Origin of the sequence: Kluyvera sp. Awk 3 (assembly GCF_028069715.1) — a bacterium.
Taxonomy (GTDB): Bacteria; Pseudomonadota; Gammaproteobacteria; order Enterobacterales; family Enterobacteriaceae; genus Kluyvera; species Kluyvera georgiana_A.
This window is the reverse complement of the sequence record NZ_JANEWH010000020.1, coordinates 31,163-48,215: the sequence shown is the minus strand read 5'-3', so window position 1 is coordinate 48,215 and position 17,053 is coordinate 31,163. Positions and strand designations below refer to the sequence as shown.

13 protein-coding genes are annotated in these 17,053 nt (G+C 62.4%); 12 read left to right on the top strand and 1 reads right to left on the bottom strand.

The genetic code is table 11. From position 1 onward, the window contains the following. Positions 1 to 23: 23 nt before the first annotated feature. Positions 24 to 1,382: an NtaA/DmoA family FMN-dependent monooxygenase gene (locus tag NNN71_RS06760; protein WP_271458160.1), complete on the bottom strand. Its 1,359-nt coding sequence runs from the start codon at positions 1,380 to 1,382 to the stop codon at positions 24 to 26. A 231-nt stretch (positions 1,383 to 1,613) separates the two neighbouring features. On the opposite strand from NNN71_RS06760, the gene NNN71_RS06755 reads away from it, so the two are divergent. Genes NNN71_RS06755 through NNN71_RS06700 form a run of 12 tightly spaced genes read left to right on the top strand, consistent with a single transcriptional unit; the run spans position 1,614 to position 17,045 of the window. Further along, positions 1,614 to 3,236: an ABC transporter substrate-binding protein gene (locus NNN71_RS06755; protein WP_065356239.1), complete on the top strand. Its 1,623-nt coding sequence runs from the start codon at positions 1,614 to 1,616 to the stop codon at positions 3,234 to 3,236. Further along, entirely contained in the window at positions 3,233 to 4,186 is a 954-nt protein-coding gene (locus NNN71_RS06750; RefSeq protein ID WP_271458159.1) for an ABC transporter permease, read from the top strand. The genes NNN71_RS06755 and NNN71_RS06750 overlap by 4 nt, the downstream gene beginning before the upstream one ends. A gap of 2 nt (positions 4,187 to 4,188) precedes the next feature. Beyond that, the gene (locus tag NNN71_RS06745) at positions 4,189 to 5,025 is read left to right on the top strand and encodes an ABC transporter permease (RefSeq protein WP_163447920.1); all 837 of its coding nucleotides are present in this window, start codon (positions 4,189 to 4,191) and stop codon (positions 5,023 to 5,025) included. A gap of 12 nt (positions 5,026 to 5,037) precedes the next feature. After that, positions 5,038 to 6,678 carry a dipeptide ABC transporter ATP-binding protein gene (locus NNN71_RS06740; RefSeq protein WP_271458158.1) on the top strand — a complete coding sequence of 547 codons (1,641 nt, stop codon included), beginning with the start codon at positions 5,038 to 5,040 and terminating at the stop codon, positions 6,676 to 6,678. 21 nt (positions 6,679 to 6,699) lie between these two features. Further along, positions 6,700 to 8,106 (top strand): LLM class flavin-dependent oxidoreductase, encoded by a 1,407-nt coding sequence (locus tag NNN71_RS06735; RefSeq protein ID WP_271458157.1) that lies wholly within the window; start codon positions 6,700 to 6,702, stop codon positions 8,104 to 8,106. Further along, positions 8,103 to 9,254: an LLM class flavin-dependent oxidoreductase gene (locus tag NNN71_RS06730; protein ID WP_167576236.1), complete on the top strand. Its 1,152-nt coding sequence runs from the start codon at positions 8,103 to 8,105 to the stop codon at positions 9,252 to 9,254. Before NNN71_RS06735 ends, NNN71_RS06730 begins: the two co-directional genes overlap by 4 nt. A 27-nt stretch (positions 9,255 to 9,281) precedes the next feature. After that, complete coding sequence (locus tag NNN71_RS06725) at positions 9,282 to 10,502, top strand: acyl-CoA dehydrogenase family protein (protein WP_271458156.1); 1,221 nt, start codon at positions 9,282 to 9,284, stop codon at positions 10,500 to 10,502. Positions 10,503 to 10,512: 10 nt separating this feature from the next. Then, positions 10,513 to 11,721 carry a GNAT family N-acetyltransferase gene (locus NNN71_RS06720; protein ID WP_271458155.1) on the top strand — a complete coding sequence of 403 codons (1,209 nt, stop codon included), beginning with the start codon at positions 10,513 to 10,515 and terminating at the stop codon, positions 11,719 to 11,721. A 20-nt stretch (positions 11,722 to 11,741) separates the two neighbouring features. Then, on the top strand, positions 11,742 to 13,496 hold the full coding sequence (locus NNN71_RS06715; RefSeq protein ID WP_271458154.1) for an ABC transporter substrate-binding protein: 1,755 nt from the start codon (positions 11,742 to 11,744) through the stop codon (positions 13,494 to 13,496). A 9-nt stretch (positions 13,497 to 13,505) separates the two neighbouring features. Continuing rightward, positions 13,506 to 15,146: a dipeptide ABC transporter ATP-binding protein gene (locus NNN71_RS06710; protein ID WP_271458153.1), complete on the top strand. Its 1,641-nt coding sequence runs from the start codon at positions 13,506 to 13,508 to the stop codon at positions 15,144 to 15,146. After that, positions 15,124 to 16,053, top strand: coding sequence for an ABC transporter permease (locus NNN71_RS06705; protein WP_167576241.1), 930 nt, complete (start codon positions 15,124 to 15,126; stop codon positions 16,051 to 16,053). The genes NNN71_RS06710 and NNN71_RS06705 overlap by 23 nt, the downstream gene beginning before the upstream one ends. Before the next feature lie 2 nt (positions 16,054 to 16,055). Then, entirely contained in the window at positions 16,056 to 17,045 is a 990-nt protein-coding gene (locus NNN71_RS06700) for an ABC transporter permease (protein WP_271458152.1), read from the top strand. The last annotated feature ends 8 nt before the right edge of the window (positions 17,046 to 17,053 follow it).

Below are 17,053 nucleotides of genomic sequence, written 5' to 3'. Positions count from 1 at the left end.
CAAATAAAGAAACTTTATTTCCGCTATTTAATCTGCGCGGGATGATCGGCTGCGGGCTCGGCGCTGCCATCCGGGAATAAGCGCTGGCGCAACGTGGCGGCTTCGCCAGCATTGCCCAACAGCCCCCGCTGTTTTAGCGCGGGTATCACCCAGCGAGCAAAATCTTCAAAGCAGCCCGGCGACAGCCATTGCGCCAGGTTAATGCCGTCGGTGTCGCTCTCCTCCAGCCACTGTTCCAGCTGTGCGGCCACGCTGTCGCCGCTGCCGACAAACGTTTTTTGCCGCCCCAGACCCTGTTCAGGATGAAACACTTCACGCAGCGTGCGGCTAGGTTGCCCGTCTTCGCCGGTCACCATTTTCAGCAGCGAACGGTTAGAGTTTGTCTGCTGCCAGGCGAGCGGCGCATCCAGCGAATGACCGGCGAGATCGACCCCGGTGCTGGCCCCGTAGTGAATCAACGCCCCCTGCAAATCGTAGCGGGCGCGCCGTTCCGCATAGCGCGCCTGCGCGTCATGTTCGCTTTCCCCGGTAATCACCGTCACCGCGCTGATAAACTTAATCGCCCCCGGCGCGCGGCCCAACGCCGCCGCCCGCGCCTTAATTGCCGCCACCTGTCGGCGCACGCCGCTGGCGTCCAGCCCGGCGACAAATACCACTTCAGCATGCTTCGCGGCAAAATCAATGCCGCGCGGCGAGCCGCCAGCCTGGAAAATCACCGGCGTGCGCTGCGGGCTGGGCTCAGAAAGATGGGCATCCGGCACCGAAAACCAGCGTCCGCGATGGTTGACCGCATGCACTTTCTGCGGGTCGCTGTAGATGCCCGCCGCCTTATCGCGCCTCAGCGCCGCACGCTCCCAGGAGTGTTGCCACAATTTATAGCTCACGCTCAGAAACTCATCGGCGCGATCGTAGCGCTCGTCGTGGTCCATCTGTTTTTCCAGCCCCAGATTGCGCGCCGCGCTCTCCAGCTGTGACGTCACCACATTCCAGGCAATACGCCCGCCGGTCAGGTGATCGAGGGTGGTAAATTTGCGTGCCAGCAGATAAGGCTGTTCATAGGTGGTGGAGACCGTGATCCCAAATCCCAGCCGCTGCGTCTGCGCCGCCATGGCGGAAACCAGCAGCAGCGGGTCAATCAGCGGCGACTGAATCCCCTGCGCCAGTGATGCCGCCGGGCTGCCTTGCCAGCTATCAATCAGCCCCAGCGCATCGGCAATAAACAGGCAGTCAAAGCCGTTATCTTCCAGCAGCTTTGCCAGCGCCACCCAGTATTCAATATCGGTATAGCGATAACTTTGGTCCTGTGGGTCACGCCACATGCCGTAGTTAATGTGGGAAACCGCCGCCATCGTAAACCCACTGAGAATAATGTTATTGCGCATTTTATTTACCGAAATAAAAAGAACTGACCTTAAATAAAACAATTTTTATCGACAATGAATAAATCCGGCAAACTAAAGCCAAAAACCGCAAATAAGAAAAGCAGAAAACAAAATCACAAATGCGTATTTATTCTCTTTTTTATCCGGTGCTAGTATCGCCGTCTGACCTGATCCCAATAAAAAAATCAGGCAAATATTAAAAACACCTGCATTCGCAAATCGGACATCGTTATGAAAAACAATCAATTTTCATCCGGGATATCATTATCTCGCCGTAAGCTATTACAGCTCACCGCCATTTCCACCACATTATTTATGGGATTAGGATTACCCGGTTTGTCCTTTGCTGAAGACGGTGATGAGAAATCGCGTTATGGCAAAACGTTAATTATTGGCCAGGCGCTGGAACCGACCATTTACGATCCCAACCGCCAGTATTCTTATGAAACTTACCGGGTAGACAAACATATTTATGAGTCGCTGGTGGCCGAAGATCTCTCGGTTCCGGCGGCAAAGGGCACCCCGCCGATCGTTCCCGGCCTGGCGACCCATTGGGACGTTAACGACAACGCGACCGTCTACACCTTTCATCTGCGTGAAGGGGTTAAGTTCCACGACGGTACGCCGTTTGACGCCGAAGCGGTACGCTTCAACGTGCGCCGCTTTACCGACCCGCAGTTTGAATTCTTCGATGCCCGCTCACAGGCCACCATGGCTCAGGTTTATCGCGACCTGAAAGCGATTGAGGTTATCGACCCGCTTACCGTGCGTTACACCTTCAACCAGCCCTTCCCTGACTTCCTGCGTTTCCTGCCGCAGGGCAACTGGGTTTCCGGCATTTTTAGCCCGGCGGCGTTGAAAAAATGGGGCCAGGACGGTCTGGCGGAACACCCAACCGGGACCGGGCCGTACCGCTTTGTGCTGCGGGTTCGCAACGACCGTACCGAACTGGTGCGCAACGACGACTGGTGGGGCAAAAAACCGTATATGGAACGGCTGATCTTCCGCCCGATTCTCGACGGCAGTACCGGCGTCAGCGCGTTACAGTCCGGCCAGGTGGATATCCTGTCACGGACCCCGACCGACGCGGTCGATCTGCTCTCGCAGAGCGGCTACACGGTGCATGACAGCACCGAAGCTAACCAGCTGTTCCTCGGCTGGAACTTTGCCAATAAATATACCCGCCAGCTGGCCGTGCGCCAGGCGGTGATCAAAGCCATCAACCGTGAAGAGCTGGTGAAGTCGCTGCTGAACGGCCACGCGGTGGCAAGCTACAGCATTCTTAACCGCTCAAACGAAGCCTTCCTCGCCGAGCAGAAAGACTATACCTACGACCCGGAAGGGGCGAAAAAACTGCTGGCCGATGCCGGGTATCAGCCCGGTGAAGTGAGCTTCACCATCATCACTTACGATCAAAACCAGCCGGTGATTGAGTGGATCCAACGCGATCTGAGCAAGGTTGGCATTACCGTGAAGGTGGTGTCACAGGAGTGGATTACCTACAGCTCGCACCTGGCCAACCTCGCCGACGACACCGGGCTATTCACCATGGAATGGGGGCTGATTACCCCGCAGTGGCTGAACGTGGCATGGAAAAACTACGTGGTTTCCCGCGGCAAAGGCGAAAAGGTCATTACCGGCGTCGAGCCGCTGATCGCCGAGGCCAGCGTCACCACCGATCGGCAAAAAGCGTTGACGTTGTGGCATCAGGTTAACCAGCAGTTCCAGCAGCAGGCGGCGTTTGTCCCGCTGCTTGAGCTGAACCGCGTGTTTACCTCGTCGCCCGCCGTCCAGGGCTTTAACGTCCCGGCGCAGAATTTCTACGACCTGACCCGCGTGTGGTTGAAACCATGATTCGCATCGTACTGCTTCGCCTGGCGCAGGCCGTGCCGCTGCTGTTTCTGATCTCGCTGCTGGTGTTCCTGATTGCCAAGCTGGTGCCCGGCGACCCGATCGCCAACGCGCTGGCCGGGCAGCTCTCCAGCGAGGCCATCGAGCAAATTCGTCACGTTTACGGGCTGGATAAGCCTGCGGCGGTGCAGTACCTGCTGTGGCTGAAAAACCTGTTCAGCGGCGACTGGGGCACCTCGCTAACCCTGCGCGCACCGGTGATCGAGGTGCTGAGCAGCGCTTTCGCCAACACCGCGATTCTGACCGGCGCGGCGGTGCTGTTATGCCTGATACCCGGCGTCGCGGTAGGCGTAACGTGCGGCCTGTGGCAGGGCACCCGCCGTGACCGCCTGGTGATGCTGCTGGTCCAGCTCGGCCATAACATTCCCATCTTCTGGCTGGCGGTGTTTTTCATCTGGCTGTTTGCCGTGAAGCTGCGCTGGTTCCCGGTCTCGGGGATGTACGACATGCGCGGCGACCGCGGGCTGGGCGACCTGCTGCACCATCTGTTTTTACCGGCGCTCTCCACGGCGCTGATCTCGATGCTGATTCTCGCCCGTCAGGTGCGTCACAGCGTCATCGACATCATGAATGCTGACTACATCCGTACCTACCGGGCGCTGGGCTATCCCACAGCGCTGTTGCTGTGGCGACACCTGGGACGGAACCTGCTGGCGCCGATTGTCAGCATCACCGGGCTGCAAATTGGCTACCTGCTCAGCGGCGTCATCTTTATTGAGAAGATTTTCGCCTGGCCCGGCATTGGCTCTCAGCTGTATAACGCCGCTGCGGGCCAGGACTACCCCACTATCCAGACCGGGGTGATGTTGATCGCCGTCTGCTTCCTCGCCGTCAATCTGCTGAGCGACATCCTGCAGGACTGGCTGGATCCCCGCCACGAAGGAGCCCGTTAACCATGACCCCTACCCTCTTCCTGCGTCGGCTTTCACGACACGGGCTGGCGCTGCTCGGCCTGCTGATTCTGCTCTGCGCGCTGCTGGTGTCGCTGTTCGCGCCGTGGCTATCGCCCTATGACCCGCTCGCGGCCTTCGACGGCCTGCGTCTGGCGCCGCCGGGTACGCCGGGCCATCTACTGGGGCTGGATAATCAGGGGCGCGATGTCTTAAGCCGTATCATCTGGGGCGGGCGCAGCCTGCTCGCCGCCTCGGTGCTGCCGATTATCTTCGCCGCGCTGGTGAGCCTGGCGCTCGGCATGCTGGCAGGCTTTCGCGCGTCGGCCTTTTCCGAACTGATTATGCGCAGCATGGACATGCTGTTCGCCTTCCCGATGGTGCTGCTCGCCATCGGCCTGTCGGCGGTGCTGGGCAGCGGTTATCCCACGCTCATCATTACCCTGATTTGCAGCGTCATACCCTACCTCACCCGCGTGGTCTATCGCGATACCCGCGCCGAAGTGGCGAAAGAGTACGTCGAAGCGCTACGCGCTCAGGGGGCGTCGACTGCCGACATTCTGTTCCGTGAAATTATGCCCAACGTCGCCACGCCGCTGCTGGTGTACACCACCTCGCTGCTCGGCGGCATGGTGGTGTTCCTCGCCGGCCTGAGTTTTCTTGGCCTGGGCGTGCAGCCACCGCAGGCCGATTGGGGGCGCATGGTCGGCGAAGGCGCACAGATGATGATCCTCGGCGCGCCGCACGTGGCTACCGCGCCTGCCGTGGCGATCGTGCTGCTGTCGCTGGCGTTTAACTGGCTGGGGGACGGCTTGCGCGATCTCCTTGACCCTTACCAATAAGGAGCGGCAACCATGAGCCTGCTGCAGATTGCCCACCTTAACGTGCTTTTCCACCGCCAGAACGTCCAGGCGGTAAACGACGTCTCCCTGACCATTGCCCCCGGCGAAGTGCTGGCGCTGGCGGGGGAATCCGGTTCCGGTAAAAGCGTCACCGCCGCCGCCATTCTCGGCCTGCTGCCCGCAGACCAGGTGACACTGGGCGGCAGCATCACCTTCGACGGCCAGCCGCTGCTGCACCAGTCGACGGCACAGCTTAACCGCCTGCGCGGCCACGATATTGCGATGGTGTTTCAGAACTCGCTCTCCACCCTCGATCCCTCGTGGCGAGTGGGCAAACAGCTTCAGCACAATCTGCGTCGTCTGCACCCGGCGCTGGGGCGACGCGCCCTGCGCGAAGAGGCGATCGCCTGGCTGGTGCGCATGAAAATCCGCCAGCCGGAGCAGGTGATGGCGCTCTATCCGCACCAGCTCTCCGGCGGGATGCGCCAGCGTATTCTGATTGCGCTCGCCGCCATGTGCCGCCCGCGCCTGCTGATTGCCGATGAGCCCACCACCGCCCTCGATGCGACCGTACAGCGCGAGGTCCTCCAGTTGCTCAAAGAGCTGTGCCAGCAGCAGCAAATGGCGCTGTTGATCATCACCCACGATTTCGGCGTGGTGGCGGCCTTAAGCGACCGCGTTGCGGTAATGCAGCATGGGCGCATCGTTGAGCAGGCGGCCACAGCAGAACTTATTGCCGCACCGCAGCATCCCTATACCCAATCGCTGCTGGCGGCGGTGCCGTGGCCGAATATCTCACCGGTCGCCGCGCGACTCGTTGACGGCGCGCCGCTGCTGCAAACCCGCACGCTGGGTAAAGATTTCTGGCGACGCGAGCCACAGGGTTGGTGGCCGAAAAAGGTGCCGGTGACGGCGGTAAACAACGTCAATCTGCGCGTTCAGCGCGGTGAGATTGTTGGCATTATCGGCGAGTCCGGCTCCGGAAAATCAACCCTCGCGCGGCTGCTGGCGCAGCTGATCCCCGCCGATCGCGGCGAGATCCTGTTTGCTGGCGAGCCGGTGCGAACGGCTGATCCGCAGAGCGTCGCCGCCCTGCGCCGTCAGCTGCAATGCGTGTTCCAGGACAGCCTGGCGTCGTTCAACCCGCGCCTGACGCTGGAAGAACAGCTGGTGCGCCCGCAGTTTCGTCTCGGCACCGCCACACAGCGCTCGCAGGCGGTGGCCCGCGCCCAGTCGCTGTTTAGCGAAGTGGGGCTGGACGTCGGGCTGCTGCAACGCTACCCGCACCAGCTCTCCGGCGGCCAACGCCAGCGCGCCAATATCGCCCGCGCGCTGGTGGTGAATCCGCGTTTTCTGCTGCTCGACGAACCCACCTCAGCGCTGGATCTCACGGTGCAGGCGCAGGTGATGACCCTGCTCACCCGTATGCATCAACAGCACGCCCTGACCTGCCTGTTTATCAGCCACAACCTGGCGCTGGTGGCCCAGTTCTGCCAGCGCATTGTGGTGATGGCCCACGGCGAAGTCGTTGATGATTTCCCCCGCCACGCGCTGTATGCCACCGAGCGCCATCCGCTCACCCGGCAGCTGCTGGCCGCCAATTATCTGCTGCCACCGGGCGAGACAGAGACGGCCTTAAAACGATTTGCCTGACCAGTTTAATAAGGACACACCATGACAACCACGAAAAAACAACTGTTATTCAATGGCTTTATGATGAACGTCGTCGGCCACGTCTCCGCCGGGCTGTGGCGACACCCCGACGACCGCGCCAGCGAGTACACCACGCTCGACTACTGGCTGCACATTGCGCGCCTGCTGGATGACGCCGGATTCGATGCGATGTTTATCGCCGACGCGCTGGGGCAGATTGACGTCTACCAGGGCAAACCGGACGCCGCGCTGCGAACCGCCGCGCAGTCGCCGGTCAACGACCCGCTGCTGCTGGTCTCGGCGATGGCCGCCGCCACCCGTCAGCTCGGTTTTGGCATTACCGTCTCCACCACCTACGAACATCCTTACCTGCTGGCGCGCAAGTTCACCACTCTCGATCACCTGACCAAAGGCCGGGTGGCGTGGAACATTGTGACCTCGGTGCTGGAGTCCGCCGCGCGAAACCTCGGGCTGGAAAAACAGATGGACCACGACGAACGCTACGAGCGGGCGCAGGAGTTTCTGGAGGTCACCTACAAACTGTGGGAAGGCTCATGGGAAGACGATGCGGTACGACGCGACCGCGAGGCAGGCGTGTATACCGACCCGGCCAAAGTTCACCCGATTCGCCATCAGGGACGCTGGTTTACCGTGCCGGATGCCCATCTTGCCGAGCCCAGCCCGCAGCGCACGCCGGTGCTGTTCCAGGCCGGCACCTCGGATCGCGGACGGCTGTTCGCCGCGCAGAACGCCGAAGTGGTGTTCCTTGGCGGCACCACGCCGCAGTCCATTGCGCAGAATATCGACAAAATTCGTACCCAGGCGCACGAGCAGGGCCGTGCCGCCGACGCCATTCGTTTTATCACCGCCATCAGCGTAGTGGTGGATGAAGACGACGCCAAAGCCCACGCCAAATTCCAGGACTACCTCAGCTACGCCAGCCAGGAGGCGGCGCTGGCGCTGTTTTCCGCGTGGACCGGGGTGGACTGGTCCGGCTGGTCGCTGGACGCGCCGCTCAAATATATCGAAACCAACGCCAGCCGTTCCGCGCTGGCCGGGCTGACGCGCATCGACGCCGAGCGTCAGTGGACGGTGGGCGATATCAGCAACTATATCGGCATCGGCGGCATTCACCCAACGCTGGTGGGCAGCCCGCAGAGCGTCGCCGACCAGCTGGAAGCCTTCGCCGACGCCTCCGGCGTGGACGGCTTCAACCTCGCCTACGCCATCAGCCCCGGCAGCTTTGAAGATTTTGTCCGCTGGGTGGTGCCGGAGCTGCAGGCGCGAGGCCGCATGCGCCGCGCCGATGGTTCATCCCTGACCCTGCGCGAACGCCTGCAGGGCAACGGGCAACGGCGGCTGCGTGACGATCACCCCGGCACGCGTTTCCGCCAGCTGAGCGAGAGCTATATCCAGGAGGCGCCATGAGCATTCATCTGCACTGGTATCTGCCGACCAACGGCGACAGCCGGGGGATCGTCGGCGCGGGCGACGACTCCCAACATATCAGCGGCATCGGCGGGCAGTTCCGCCCCGCAACACTCGATTATCTGGTGGATATCGCCCGCAGCGCCGAACGTCTGGGCTTTGAGGGCGTGCTGACGCCGACCGGCAGCTGGTGCGAAGACGCGTGGCTCAGCACCATGGCCATCAGCCAGCACACCGAACGGCTGAAATTTATCGTAGCCTTCCGCCCGGGCTTTATTTCACCGACGTTGGCGGCCCATCAGGCCGCGAGCTTCCAGCGGCTGACCGAAGGGCGATTGATGATCAATATCGTCACCGGCGGCGATCCGGTTGAACAACGTCGCTACGGCGACCGACTGGATCACGATCAACGCTACGCCCGCAGCGGCGAGTTCATTGCCGCGTTTAAAGGCGTCAGCCATGCCAGAAATAGCGGCCAGCCGTTCGATTTTCACGGCGAGCACTATCAGCTGGAGCAGGCCACCCTACTGCCGTCGCCGTGGCCCGTACCGCCGGTGTTCTTTGGCGGTTCCAGCCCGGCGGCCCAGCAGGTCGCCGCCGCTCAGGCCGACACCTGGATTAGCTGGGGCGAGCCGCCGGAGCAGGTCGCGCCGCAGCTGGAAACCGTGCGCGCGCTGGCCGCAGCCCAGGGGCGCACGCCGAGCTTTGGCATTCGCTTTCACGTTATCAGCCGCGATACCGAGGAGGAGGCCTGGCGCGAAGCCGCACGCCTGCTCAACGGCATTACCCCGGAGCGTATTCACAGCGCCCAGTCGCTGTTGGGGCGCACCGAATCGGTTGGGCAAAAACGCATGAGCGCGCTGCTGGAGGATATTCAGGCCGAGCAGGTCAATCCAGAAAACGTCCGTCTGCTGGAGGTCGCCCCTAATATCTGGAGCGGCTATGCGCTGGTGCGCGGCGGCGTGGGAACCGCCATCGTCGGCAGCCACCAGCAGGTGGCGGAGAAAATCCAGGCCTTCCACGCGCTGGGCATCGAGCACTTTATTTTATCCGGCCAGCCGCATCTTGAAGAGGCTTACTGGTTCGCCGAGGGCGCAGGCGCCCTGCTACGCCGCAGCGGACTGCTGCATTCATCACATCAACCATAAAAAAACATCGCACCTAAGAGAGGAACTATGAGCCACGCTCAGGACATTTATGCCGGACTTAACCACCAGGAATTCGCCCACTGGAAAGCGGTGGCGCAGGAAGTCGCGGATCGCCTGTACGCCACCTTGCTGGAGCGCGATCGTGCCAACCAGCATCCGTTTGAAGAGATCGACTGGCTGCGCCAGAGCGGCCTGCTCAAATTAGCGGTGCCGAAGTCATTGGGCGGCGGCGGCGCGAATCTGGTGCAGGCGCTGGAGATTGGCCGCATTATCTCCGCGGCCGACGGCTCCCTCGGCCAGTTGATTACCTATCACTACTCCAACGGCGTCTGGAGCTACATTCTCGGCAACCGCGAGCAGTGGGAATTTATCGCCCGCGGCGTGGCGGAAAAAGGCTGGTTCCAGTCGAGCATCAGCAACCCGCGTGACCCGCGTCTGCAGCTGGAATGGGATGGCAGCGACCTGTACGTCACCGGACGCCGTACCTTCGCCACCGGTGCCGCCGTCTCGCAGGTGATGACCATCGCCGTATGGGTGGGCGATGAACTGGTGCAGTATCAGGTCACCGCCGACCAGCCGGGCATTACCTTTAACGATGACTGGGACAACCTCGGCCAGCGCCTCACCGCCAGCGGTACGCTGGAGTTCAACCGCCTGCGCCTGCAGGAGAAAGATCGCCTCACCGGGCTGGAGGAGAAGCCGCACAGCGCGCTGCTGCGCAACGCCCTGCGCAACCAGTTCAGCCAGCTGATCTTCGTTCACTTCTACCTCGGCATTGCCGAAGGCGCGCTGAAACAAGCCGCCGCCTATTTCCGCGACACCGTCCGCCCGTGGCCGGAGTCCGGCGTGGAGAGCGCGCTGCAGGATCCCTATCACCGGCTGAAGGCGGGGGAACTCTCTTCCGACCTCGCCGCCGGGATCGCGCTGGCGGAAAAAACCGCCCACGCCTTCCAGGACGCTTTCCACGCGGGCGACGATCTCAGCGAAACCCAGTGGGGCGAGCTGGCGCTGTTAACCGACCAGGCCAAGGTGATTGCCAACAACGTGGCGCTGAAAATCAGCAATGAAATCTACGAGCTGACCGGCGGACGTTCCACCAGCAATCAATACGGGCTGGACGTGTTCTGGCGCAACGTGCGTACCCATACGCTGCACGACCCGGTGGCCTACCGGACGCGCGAAGTGGGCGACTACGTGCTGAGCGGCAAGCTGCCGACGCCGCGCGTCTACGCGCCGCCGAAACGCTAAGGACGTCACGATGCCGGAGATTCGGACTCTTCATGACCCCGCCGAGCTGCTTGCCGCCGCGACGCTGTTTCGCCAGGCGATGTTCGGCCTGCCGGGAGGCGTTACGCCGGTCGATGGCTGGGCTGAGCGCTACGTGGTGCCGGGGCGCGTTTACGCCGCGTCGCTCGACGGGCAACTGGCGGGCACCAGCAATAGCTTTCCCGGTGAACTGACGCTGCCGGGCGGCCAGCGCGTGCCACATGCCGCCGTCACTCACGTTGGCGTACTGCCGCACTTCAGCCGTCGCGGCGTGCTGCGGGCGCTCTTCAGCCAACAGCTGGCGGATCTCTATCGGCAGGGCGTCGCCGTCGCCACGCTGCGCGCCTCGCAGGGCACGATTTATGGGCGCTTTGGCTTTGGTATCGCCACCGCGATTCAGGATCTGCGTATCGATAAACGTGAACTGCCGTCGCTGCCTGCGGCGGAGGGCGACATTCGTCTGCTGCCCGCCGCGAATGCCTGGGAGGCGCAACAAGCCATCGTCGCTCGCTTTCCACACCCTCACGCCGGCACGTTGGCCCGCTGGCCGCAGTGGTGGGCGCTCCAGCAGCATCGTCTGGCGCACAGCAACCTGAACCATTATGTCGCGCTGGCGCTGAAGGACGGCGAGGCGCAGGGTTTTGTCCGTTATCACGCGAAGCCCGACGACAACTGGCTCTACAGCACCGAGCGCACGCTGGTGGTTGACGATCTGCACGCCGCCGATCCACAGCTTGCCGCGCAGCTGCTCGGCTATCTGCTTCAGCTGGATATCGCGCGCTATATCGAACTGCCGCACCGCCCGGTGGATGACCCGCTCCCGCTACTGCTGGCCAACCCGCGCGCGGTCCAGCAAACGGGGCGCATCGACGAGAGCTGGCTGCGGATCATCAACGTCGAGCAGACGCTTAACGCCCGACGCTACGCAAGCGGCGAAGCGGTCACGCTGGCGATTAACGATCCGCTGTTGGCGGAGAACCACGGCGTCTGGCGGCTATCGTCGGACGGCATTCAGCGCAGCGCGAGCCGACCGGATATCACGCTGGGAATCGACGCGCTCGCCATGCTGCTGCTTGGCGAATACACCGCTCAGCAGCTCGCCAACGCCCGTCGCCTTCAACCGCACCATTCACAGGCCGCCGCGCGTTTAACGTGCCTGCTGGCCTGTCATGAACATCCCTGGTCGGGGATCTTCTTCTAACTTTTTCGGGAGATTTTTTGATGCACAGCATTCGTTGGCCCCTGGCGGGCCAGGCACTTTTCGTCGCGCTGGTCACCGGCGCGATGGTTCCGGCATTCGCCGAAGAGGCCGCCCCACAGCCGGGCGGCACCTTAAAAATCGCCTCATTGCAGCCGGACCTCGACGCCTTCGATCCGCTGACCGGCTATTCGGTAGATTCGTGGGAGATTCTGCGCGCGGTCACCCGCCAACTGGTCACCTACCCCGGCTCGCCACAGAGCCTGAAGGACGACACCACGCTGGTGGGCGATCTGGCAAAATCATGGGACGTCAGCGCCGACGGTAAAACCTATACCTTCCACCTGCGCGACGGCATTCGCTACGCGGGGCCAACCACGCGGCCCATTGTGGCGAAGGACTTCGTCTACGCCATTAAGCGTTTCTGCGACCCCAACAAACAGGTGGCGGCGGTCAACTACTTCAACCTCGCGTTCTCCGGATTTGCCGACTATTGCCAGGCCTTCAGTAAGGTGGCAACCGGCGATCTGGCCGCCAGCAAGGCCTTTATCGACAGCCATGAGATTGCAGGCGTCAGCGCGCCGGACGATAAAACCCTGGTCCTGCGGTCTGACAGCAAGAACTATGACTTCCTCAACATTCTGTCGATGAACTTCGTCACCCCGCTGCCGGAAGAGGTGGCCTCGCGCTACTTCCCGGACTCGCAGGAGTTCCGTAAAAACTTCCCGTCCAGCGGGCCGTACGAAGTCGCCAGCTATGTGAGCGGCCAGAAGCTGCTGCTGACGAAGGTCAAAGACTACAACCACGCGGAAGACCCGGCGCGTAAAGCGTGGGTTGACGCCATCGAAGTGAGCTTCACCGGCAATAACGAAGACAGCGTGATGCAGCGTATTCAGGCCGGCGATGCCGACCTGTCGCTGTACCTCGACGTCCCGCCGCAGGCCGCGGTACGCCAGTATCTGGTACAGAAAAGCCCGTATCTGCATGCCGCCAACAGCGGCGCGGCAAACTTTATCGCCATCAACGCCCAGCCGCAGGCCAAAAGCGCGGGTGCCACCGCGCTGCGCGACCTGCGCGTCCGCCAGGCGTTAGCCTACGCGGTGAACAAGGCGCACCTGGTACAGGCGCAGGGCGGGAAAATTGCCGCCCTGCCGCTGGGGCAGATTATCACCAGCACCCTGCTCGGCCATGAGCCGTTCGATCCCTATGCCACCCCTGATAGCAAAGGCGACCCGGAAAAAGCCAAAGCGCTGTTGAAAGAGGCCGGGCTAACTGATGGGCTGGCGTTGGATCTGGTTTATCGCGCCAATAACCAGTTCAGCACGCTGGCGGTGATCCTCAAAGAAGATCTGGCGCGCGCGGGCATTCGCCTGAACCTGATCCCGGTGCCGCCGCCGCAGTTTATGGCCTATCTGCAAAGCCCGGAAAACCGTTGGGATCTGGCGCTCGGCCAGACCTCGCCGGACTGGCAGGGTCCGGCGACGCGCATGCTGCTCGGCGGCTGGCTGAACTCAGACGCCTCACCGTGCGGGCGCGGCAACGTGTATGCCATCTGCTATAGCAACCCCAAACTGAACCAGCTGGCGAAACAGGCCTACAGCTCGGATAACCCCGGCCCTATCTGGCAAGAAGCCGACCGTCTGGTCTCCGCCGACCTGCCGTGGATCCCGCTGTTTGAGAAACGCCGCATCGCGGTGACCTCCGAGCGCGTGACCCACTGGACGTGGTCCTCTCTCGCCACGCAGGCCGATATCACCAATATTGCCTTGAAGCCTTAAGGGGGCGTGATGCCATTACTCAATGTACGCGGCTTAACGATTAGCCTTGACCCGCACAGCACGCTGGTCAACGGCGTCAGTTTTCACGTCGAACCGGGTGAAACGCTGGCGGTAGTGGGTGAATCCGGGTCCGGGAAAAGCCTCAGCTTACTGGCGGTGCTGGGCCTGCTGCCGACGCCGATGCGCGTGCAGGGAGAGATTGTCTTTAACGACCAGCCGCTGCACGCCTTTACCCCGGAACAGAAGCGTCAGCTGCGCGGCGCGCAAATTGGCTACGTGTCGCAGGATCCGCTCAGCAACCTGCACCCGCTGAAAAGCGTCGGGCGACAGATCGAAGAGGCGATTCTCGCTCACCGCCGCGTGGGGCGTAAAGCCCTGCGCGAGCAGGTGCTGGCGCTGCTGACGGAGGTGGGCATTGCCGATGCCGCCCGCCGCTATCACGAGCGTCCGGCAAAGTTCTCCGGGGGCCAGCGCCAGCGGGTGATGATCGCCATCGCCATTGCGCTGAATCCGGCGCTGATTATCGCCGATGAACCCACTACCGCGCTGGACGCCACCGTTCAGGCGTCGATTCTGCGCCTGTTAAAGCGGCTTCAGCAGCAGCACGGCTGCGCGCTGGTGTTTATCAGCCATAACCTACGGGTGGTTGCCGATATTGCCGACCGGATCGTGGTGATGCAGCACGGTCGCGTGGTTGAACAGGGGGCCACGTGCGCGCTGTTCGATACGCCGCAGCACGACTACACCCGCTCGCTGCTGCAGGCGGGCTGGCATCCGCGCGCGCCCTCGCCGTTTAGCCACGGCGAGGCGACGCCGCTACTCGAGGTGCGTCAGGTTTCGCGCCGCTTCGTTAAACCCTCGCTGTTCTTGTCGGGGAAAGCCGCCGCGCCGGTGCTGAATGACGTGAACTTTCGTCTGCACGAGGGAGAGATCCTGGGGCTGGTCGGCGAGTCCGGATCGGGGAAAAGCACGCTGGGGCGCATTGTCGTCGGGCTGGACGCTCCGGACAGCGGTACGTTGACGCTGTCAGGCCAGCCGTGGCGAGATCCGGGAAACCGCCATCCGGATCGCCACGCGGTGCAGATGGTGTTTCAGGATCCCTACAGCAGCCTGAATCCACGGCGACGCATCGACGACACGCTAGCGCAGCCGCTACAGCTCACCGCCCTGCGCGAACGCGGCCGGCTGCTGTCATCGACGGCGCTACGGGCGGCGATTGACGATCTGCTGGCGCAGGTGGAACTCCCCGCGGCCACCGCCTCCCGTTATCCATCGCAGCTCTCCGGCGGCCAGCGTCAACGGGTGGTGATTGCCCGCGCGCTGGCGATGAAACCGAAACTGATCGTCGCCGACGAGGCGGTGTCGGCGCTGGACATCACCACCCAGCACCGCATCATCCAGCTGTTCACCCGTCTGCGCAGCCGCTATGGGCTGTCGCTGCTGTTTATTTCCCACGATCTCGACGCGGTGGCGGCGCTGTGCGACCGCGTACTGGTGCTCCAGGCGGGGCAAATCATCGAGCAAGGCAGTACCGAACAGATCTTCCAGCGGCCGCAGCAGGCGTGGACCCGGCAGCTGCTGGCGGCCATTCCCGGCGCCGCCTACCGTTTTAGTGAGGAGGTCGGCTATGAGCCAGCCGTTGCTCTCTGAGCCATTCGCCCTCGTACCGTCGTCGTTCTGGCAACGGTTATGGCGAGAACCGAGCGCCCGCCGCGGGCTGGTGATTGTCGCGCTAATGGTTTTAGCCGCGCTGGCCGCGCCGCTGGTTGCGGCATGGCTCGGTCACGGAGAAACCGAGCAGTTTCGCGACAGCGCCCTGTCGGATATGGGGATTCCGCTGGGGCCAACGGCGGCGTTCCCGCTGGGCGCGGACGATAATGGCCGCGATGTGCTGGTGCGCACGCTGTACGGCACCCGCATTTCGCTGCTGATCGCCGTGCCCGCCACCACGCTGGCAATGGTGATTGGTCTGTTCGTCGGGCTGATTGGCGGCTATCGCGGTGGACGCATCGACGCGCTGTGCCAGCAGTTGATCAACCTGGTGCTCTCCTTCCCCTTCGTGGTGACGGCGCTGAGTCTGCTGGCGCTCAACCAGGGCGGCGAGAGCGGGCCGCGCGTCGATCCGCTGTGGGTAGTGATTTTCGTCATCACCTTCTTCTCCTGGGGCTATTTCGCGCGCCTGAGCCGGGGGCTGGTGCTGGATATTCGCCAGCAGGAGTTCGTCGCCGCCGCCACGCTGATGGGAGAAAGCCAGTGGCGCATTCTGTGGCGCGATATCATTCCCGGCGTGCTGCCGACGATGGGCATTTACTGGGCCATCCAGCTGCCGACCAATATTATCGCCGAGGCCACCCTTTCGTTTCTCGGCGTCGGTATTCCGGCCCCCGCCGCCAGCCTGGGCAATATGATTGCCGACGTGCAGCGCTCGGCGATGTATCAGGTGCAACCGTGGTTTTTAGCCGCTCCCGCGCTGGCGCTGTTTATTACCGTCCTGGGCTTTAACTGCCTGAGCAGCGGCCTGCGTAACGTCCTGGACCCTCATCTGGAGCGCCGATAGTCATGACTTTTTCTACGTTACTGAACACGCTGTTGCGTAGCGCCCTGACGCTGCTGCTGGTGCTCATTGTCGCCTTTGCGTTAACCCGTATCGCCTATCAGGATCCGGCGGTAATGCTGGCGCCGCGCAACGCCACGCCGGAGGCCATCGATGCCATCGCCCGGGCGCTACACCTTAACGATCCCTGGTACCAGCAGTTGCGCTATTTCCTGCTGCGCGGACCGGAGATTCAGGGAGCGCCGGTAGGCATGCTGCACTGGCCACCCGCGCTGGGTTACTCGTTCCGTTTCCAGACGCCGGTCACCCAGCTCATTTTGCAAAAAGTGCCGGTGACGCTGTCGCTGGCGCTGGGCGCGCTGGTCATCTGGACGGCGATATCGCTGCTCACCGGCGTGCTGGCGGCGCGCTATCGCGATCGTTTTGTTGACCGTCTGCTGGCATTCTTTGCCTATATCGCGCTGTCGCTGCCCACCTTCCTGAGCGGCATGCTGATTATCTTTTTCCTGTTTTATCAGCTATCGCTGCACAACCTTAACTGGTTTCCGGCGGGTGGCTATGTCGCCCTGCGCGAAGACCCGTGGCAGTGGGCGCGTCATCTGGCGCTGCCGTGGTTGACGCTGGCGCTGGCAGAGATGGGGATTTTCCAGCGCGTGCTGCGCAGCAGTATGCTGGACGTGCTGCACCGGGACTATATCCGCACCGCGCGGGCTAAGGGCGTCAGCGAGTGGCGAGTTTACTTCGACCATGCGCTGAAGCCGGCGCTCAGCCCGGTGCTGATGCTCACCGGGCTGGAGCTGGCGGCGATTATGGGCGGGGCGATTGTCACGGAGAAAATGTTTGGTCTCGACGGCGTTGGGCGGCTGGCGATTGACGCGGCGCTGGACGGCGATTTCCCGGTGGTGATCGGCACCACCATTTTCGCCGCCTGTGTGTTCATCGTCTGTAATCTGTTAACCGATGTGCTTCACCGACTGTTTTTGCGCAGCCATTAACGAGGCAT

Excerpts from the sequence above, each read along its gene's own strand:
- NNN71_RS06730 (WP_167576236.1), top strand. The coding sequence starts at position 8,103 with ATGAGCATTCATCTGCACTGGTATCTGCCGACCAACGGCGACAGCCGG.
- NNN71_RS06705 (WP_167576241.1), top strand. The coding sequence starts at position 15,124 with ATGAGCCAGCCGTTGCTCTCTGAGCCATTCGCCCTCGTACCGTCGTCG.
- NNN71_RS06725 (WP_271458156.1), top strand. The coding sequence starts at position 9,282 with ATGAGCCACGCTCAGGACATTTATGCCGGACTTAACCACCAGGAATTC.
- NNN71_RS06745 (WP_163447920.1), top strand. The coding sequence starts at position 4,189 with ATGACCCCTACCCTCTTCCTGCGTCGGCTTTCACGACACGGGCTGGCG.
- NNN71_RS06735 (WP_271458157.1), top strand. The coding sequence starts at position 6,700 with ATGACAACCACGAAAAAACAACTGTTATTCAATGGCTTTATGATGAAC.
- NNN71_RS06715 (WP_271458154.1), top strand. The coding sequence starts at position 11,742 with ATGCACAGCATTCGTTGGCCCCTGGCGGGCCAGGCACTTTTCGTCGCG.
- NNN71_RS06700 (WP_271458152.1), top strand. The coding sequence starts at position 16,056 with ATGACTTTTTCTACGTTACTGAACACGCTGTTGCGTAGCGCCCTGACG.
- NNN71_RS06750 (WP_271458159.1), top strand. The coding sequence starts at position 3,233 with ATGATTCGCATCGTACTGCTTCGCCTGGCGCAGGCCGTGCCGCTGCTG.
- NNN71_RS06740 (WP_271458158.1), top strand. The coding sequence starts at position 5,038 with ATGAGCCTGCTGCAGATTGCCCACCTTAACGTGCTTTTCCACCGCCAG.
- NNN71_RS06755 (WP_065356239.1), top strand. The coding sequence starts at position 1,614 with ATGAAAAACAATCAATTTTCATCCGGGATATCATTATCTCGCCGTAAG.
- NNN71_RS06710 (WP_271458153.1), top strand. The coding sequence starts at position 13,506 with ATGCCATTACTCAATGTACGCGGCTTAACGATTAGCCTTGACCCGCAC.
- NNN71_RS06760 (WP_271458160.1), bottom strand. The coding sequence starts at position 1,382 with ATGCGCAATAACATTATTCTCAGTGGGTTTACGATGGCGGCGGTTTCC.
- NNN71_RS06720 (WP_271458155.1), top strand. The coding sequence starts at position 10,513 with ATGCCGGAGATTCGGACTCTTCATGACCCCGCCGAGCTGCTTGCCGCC.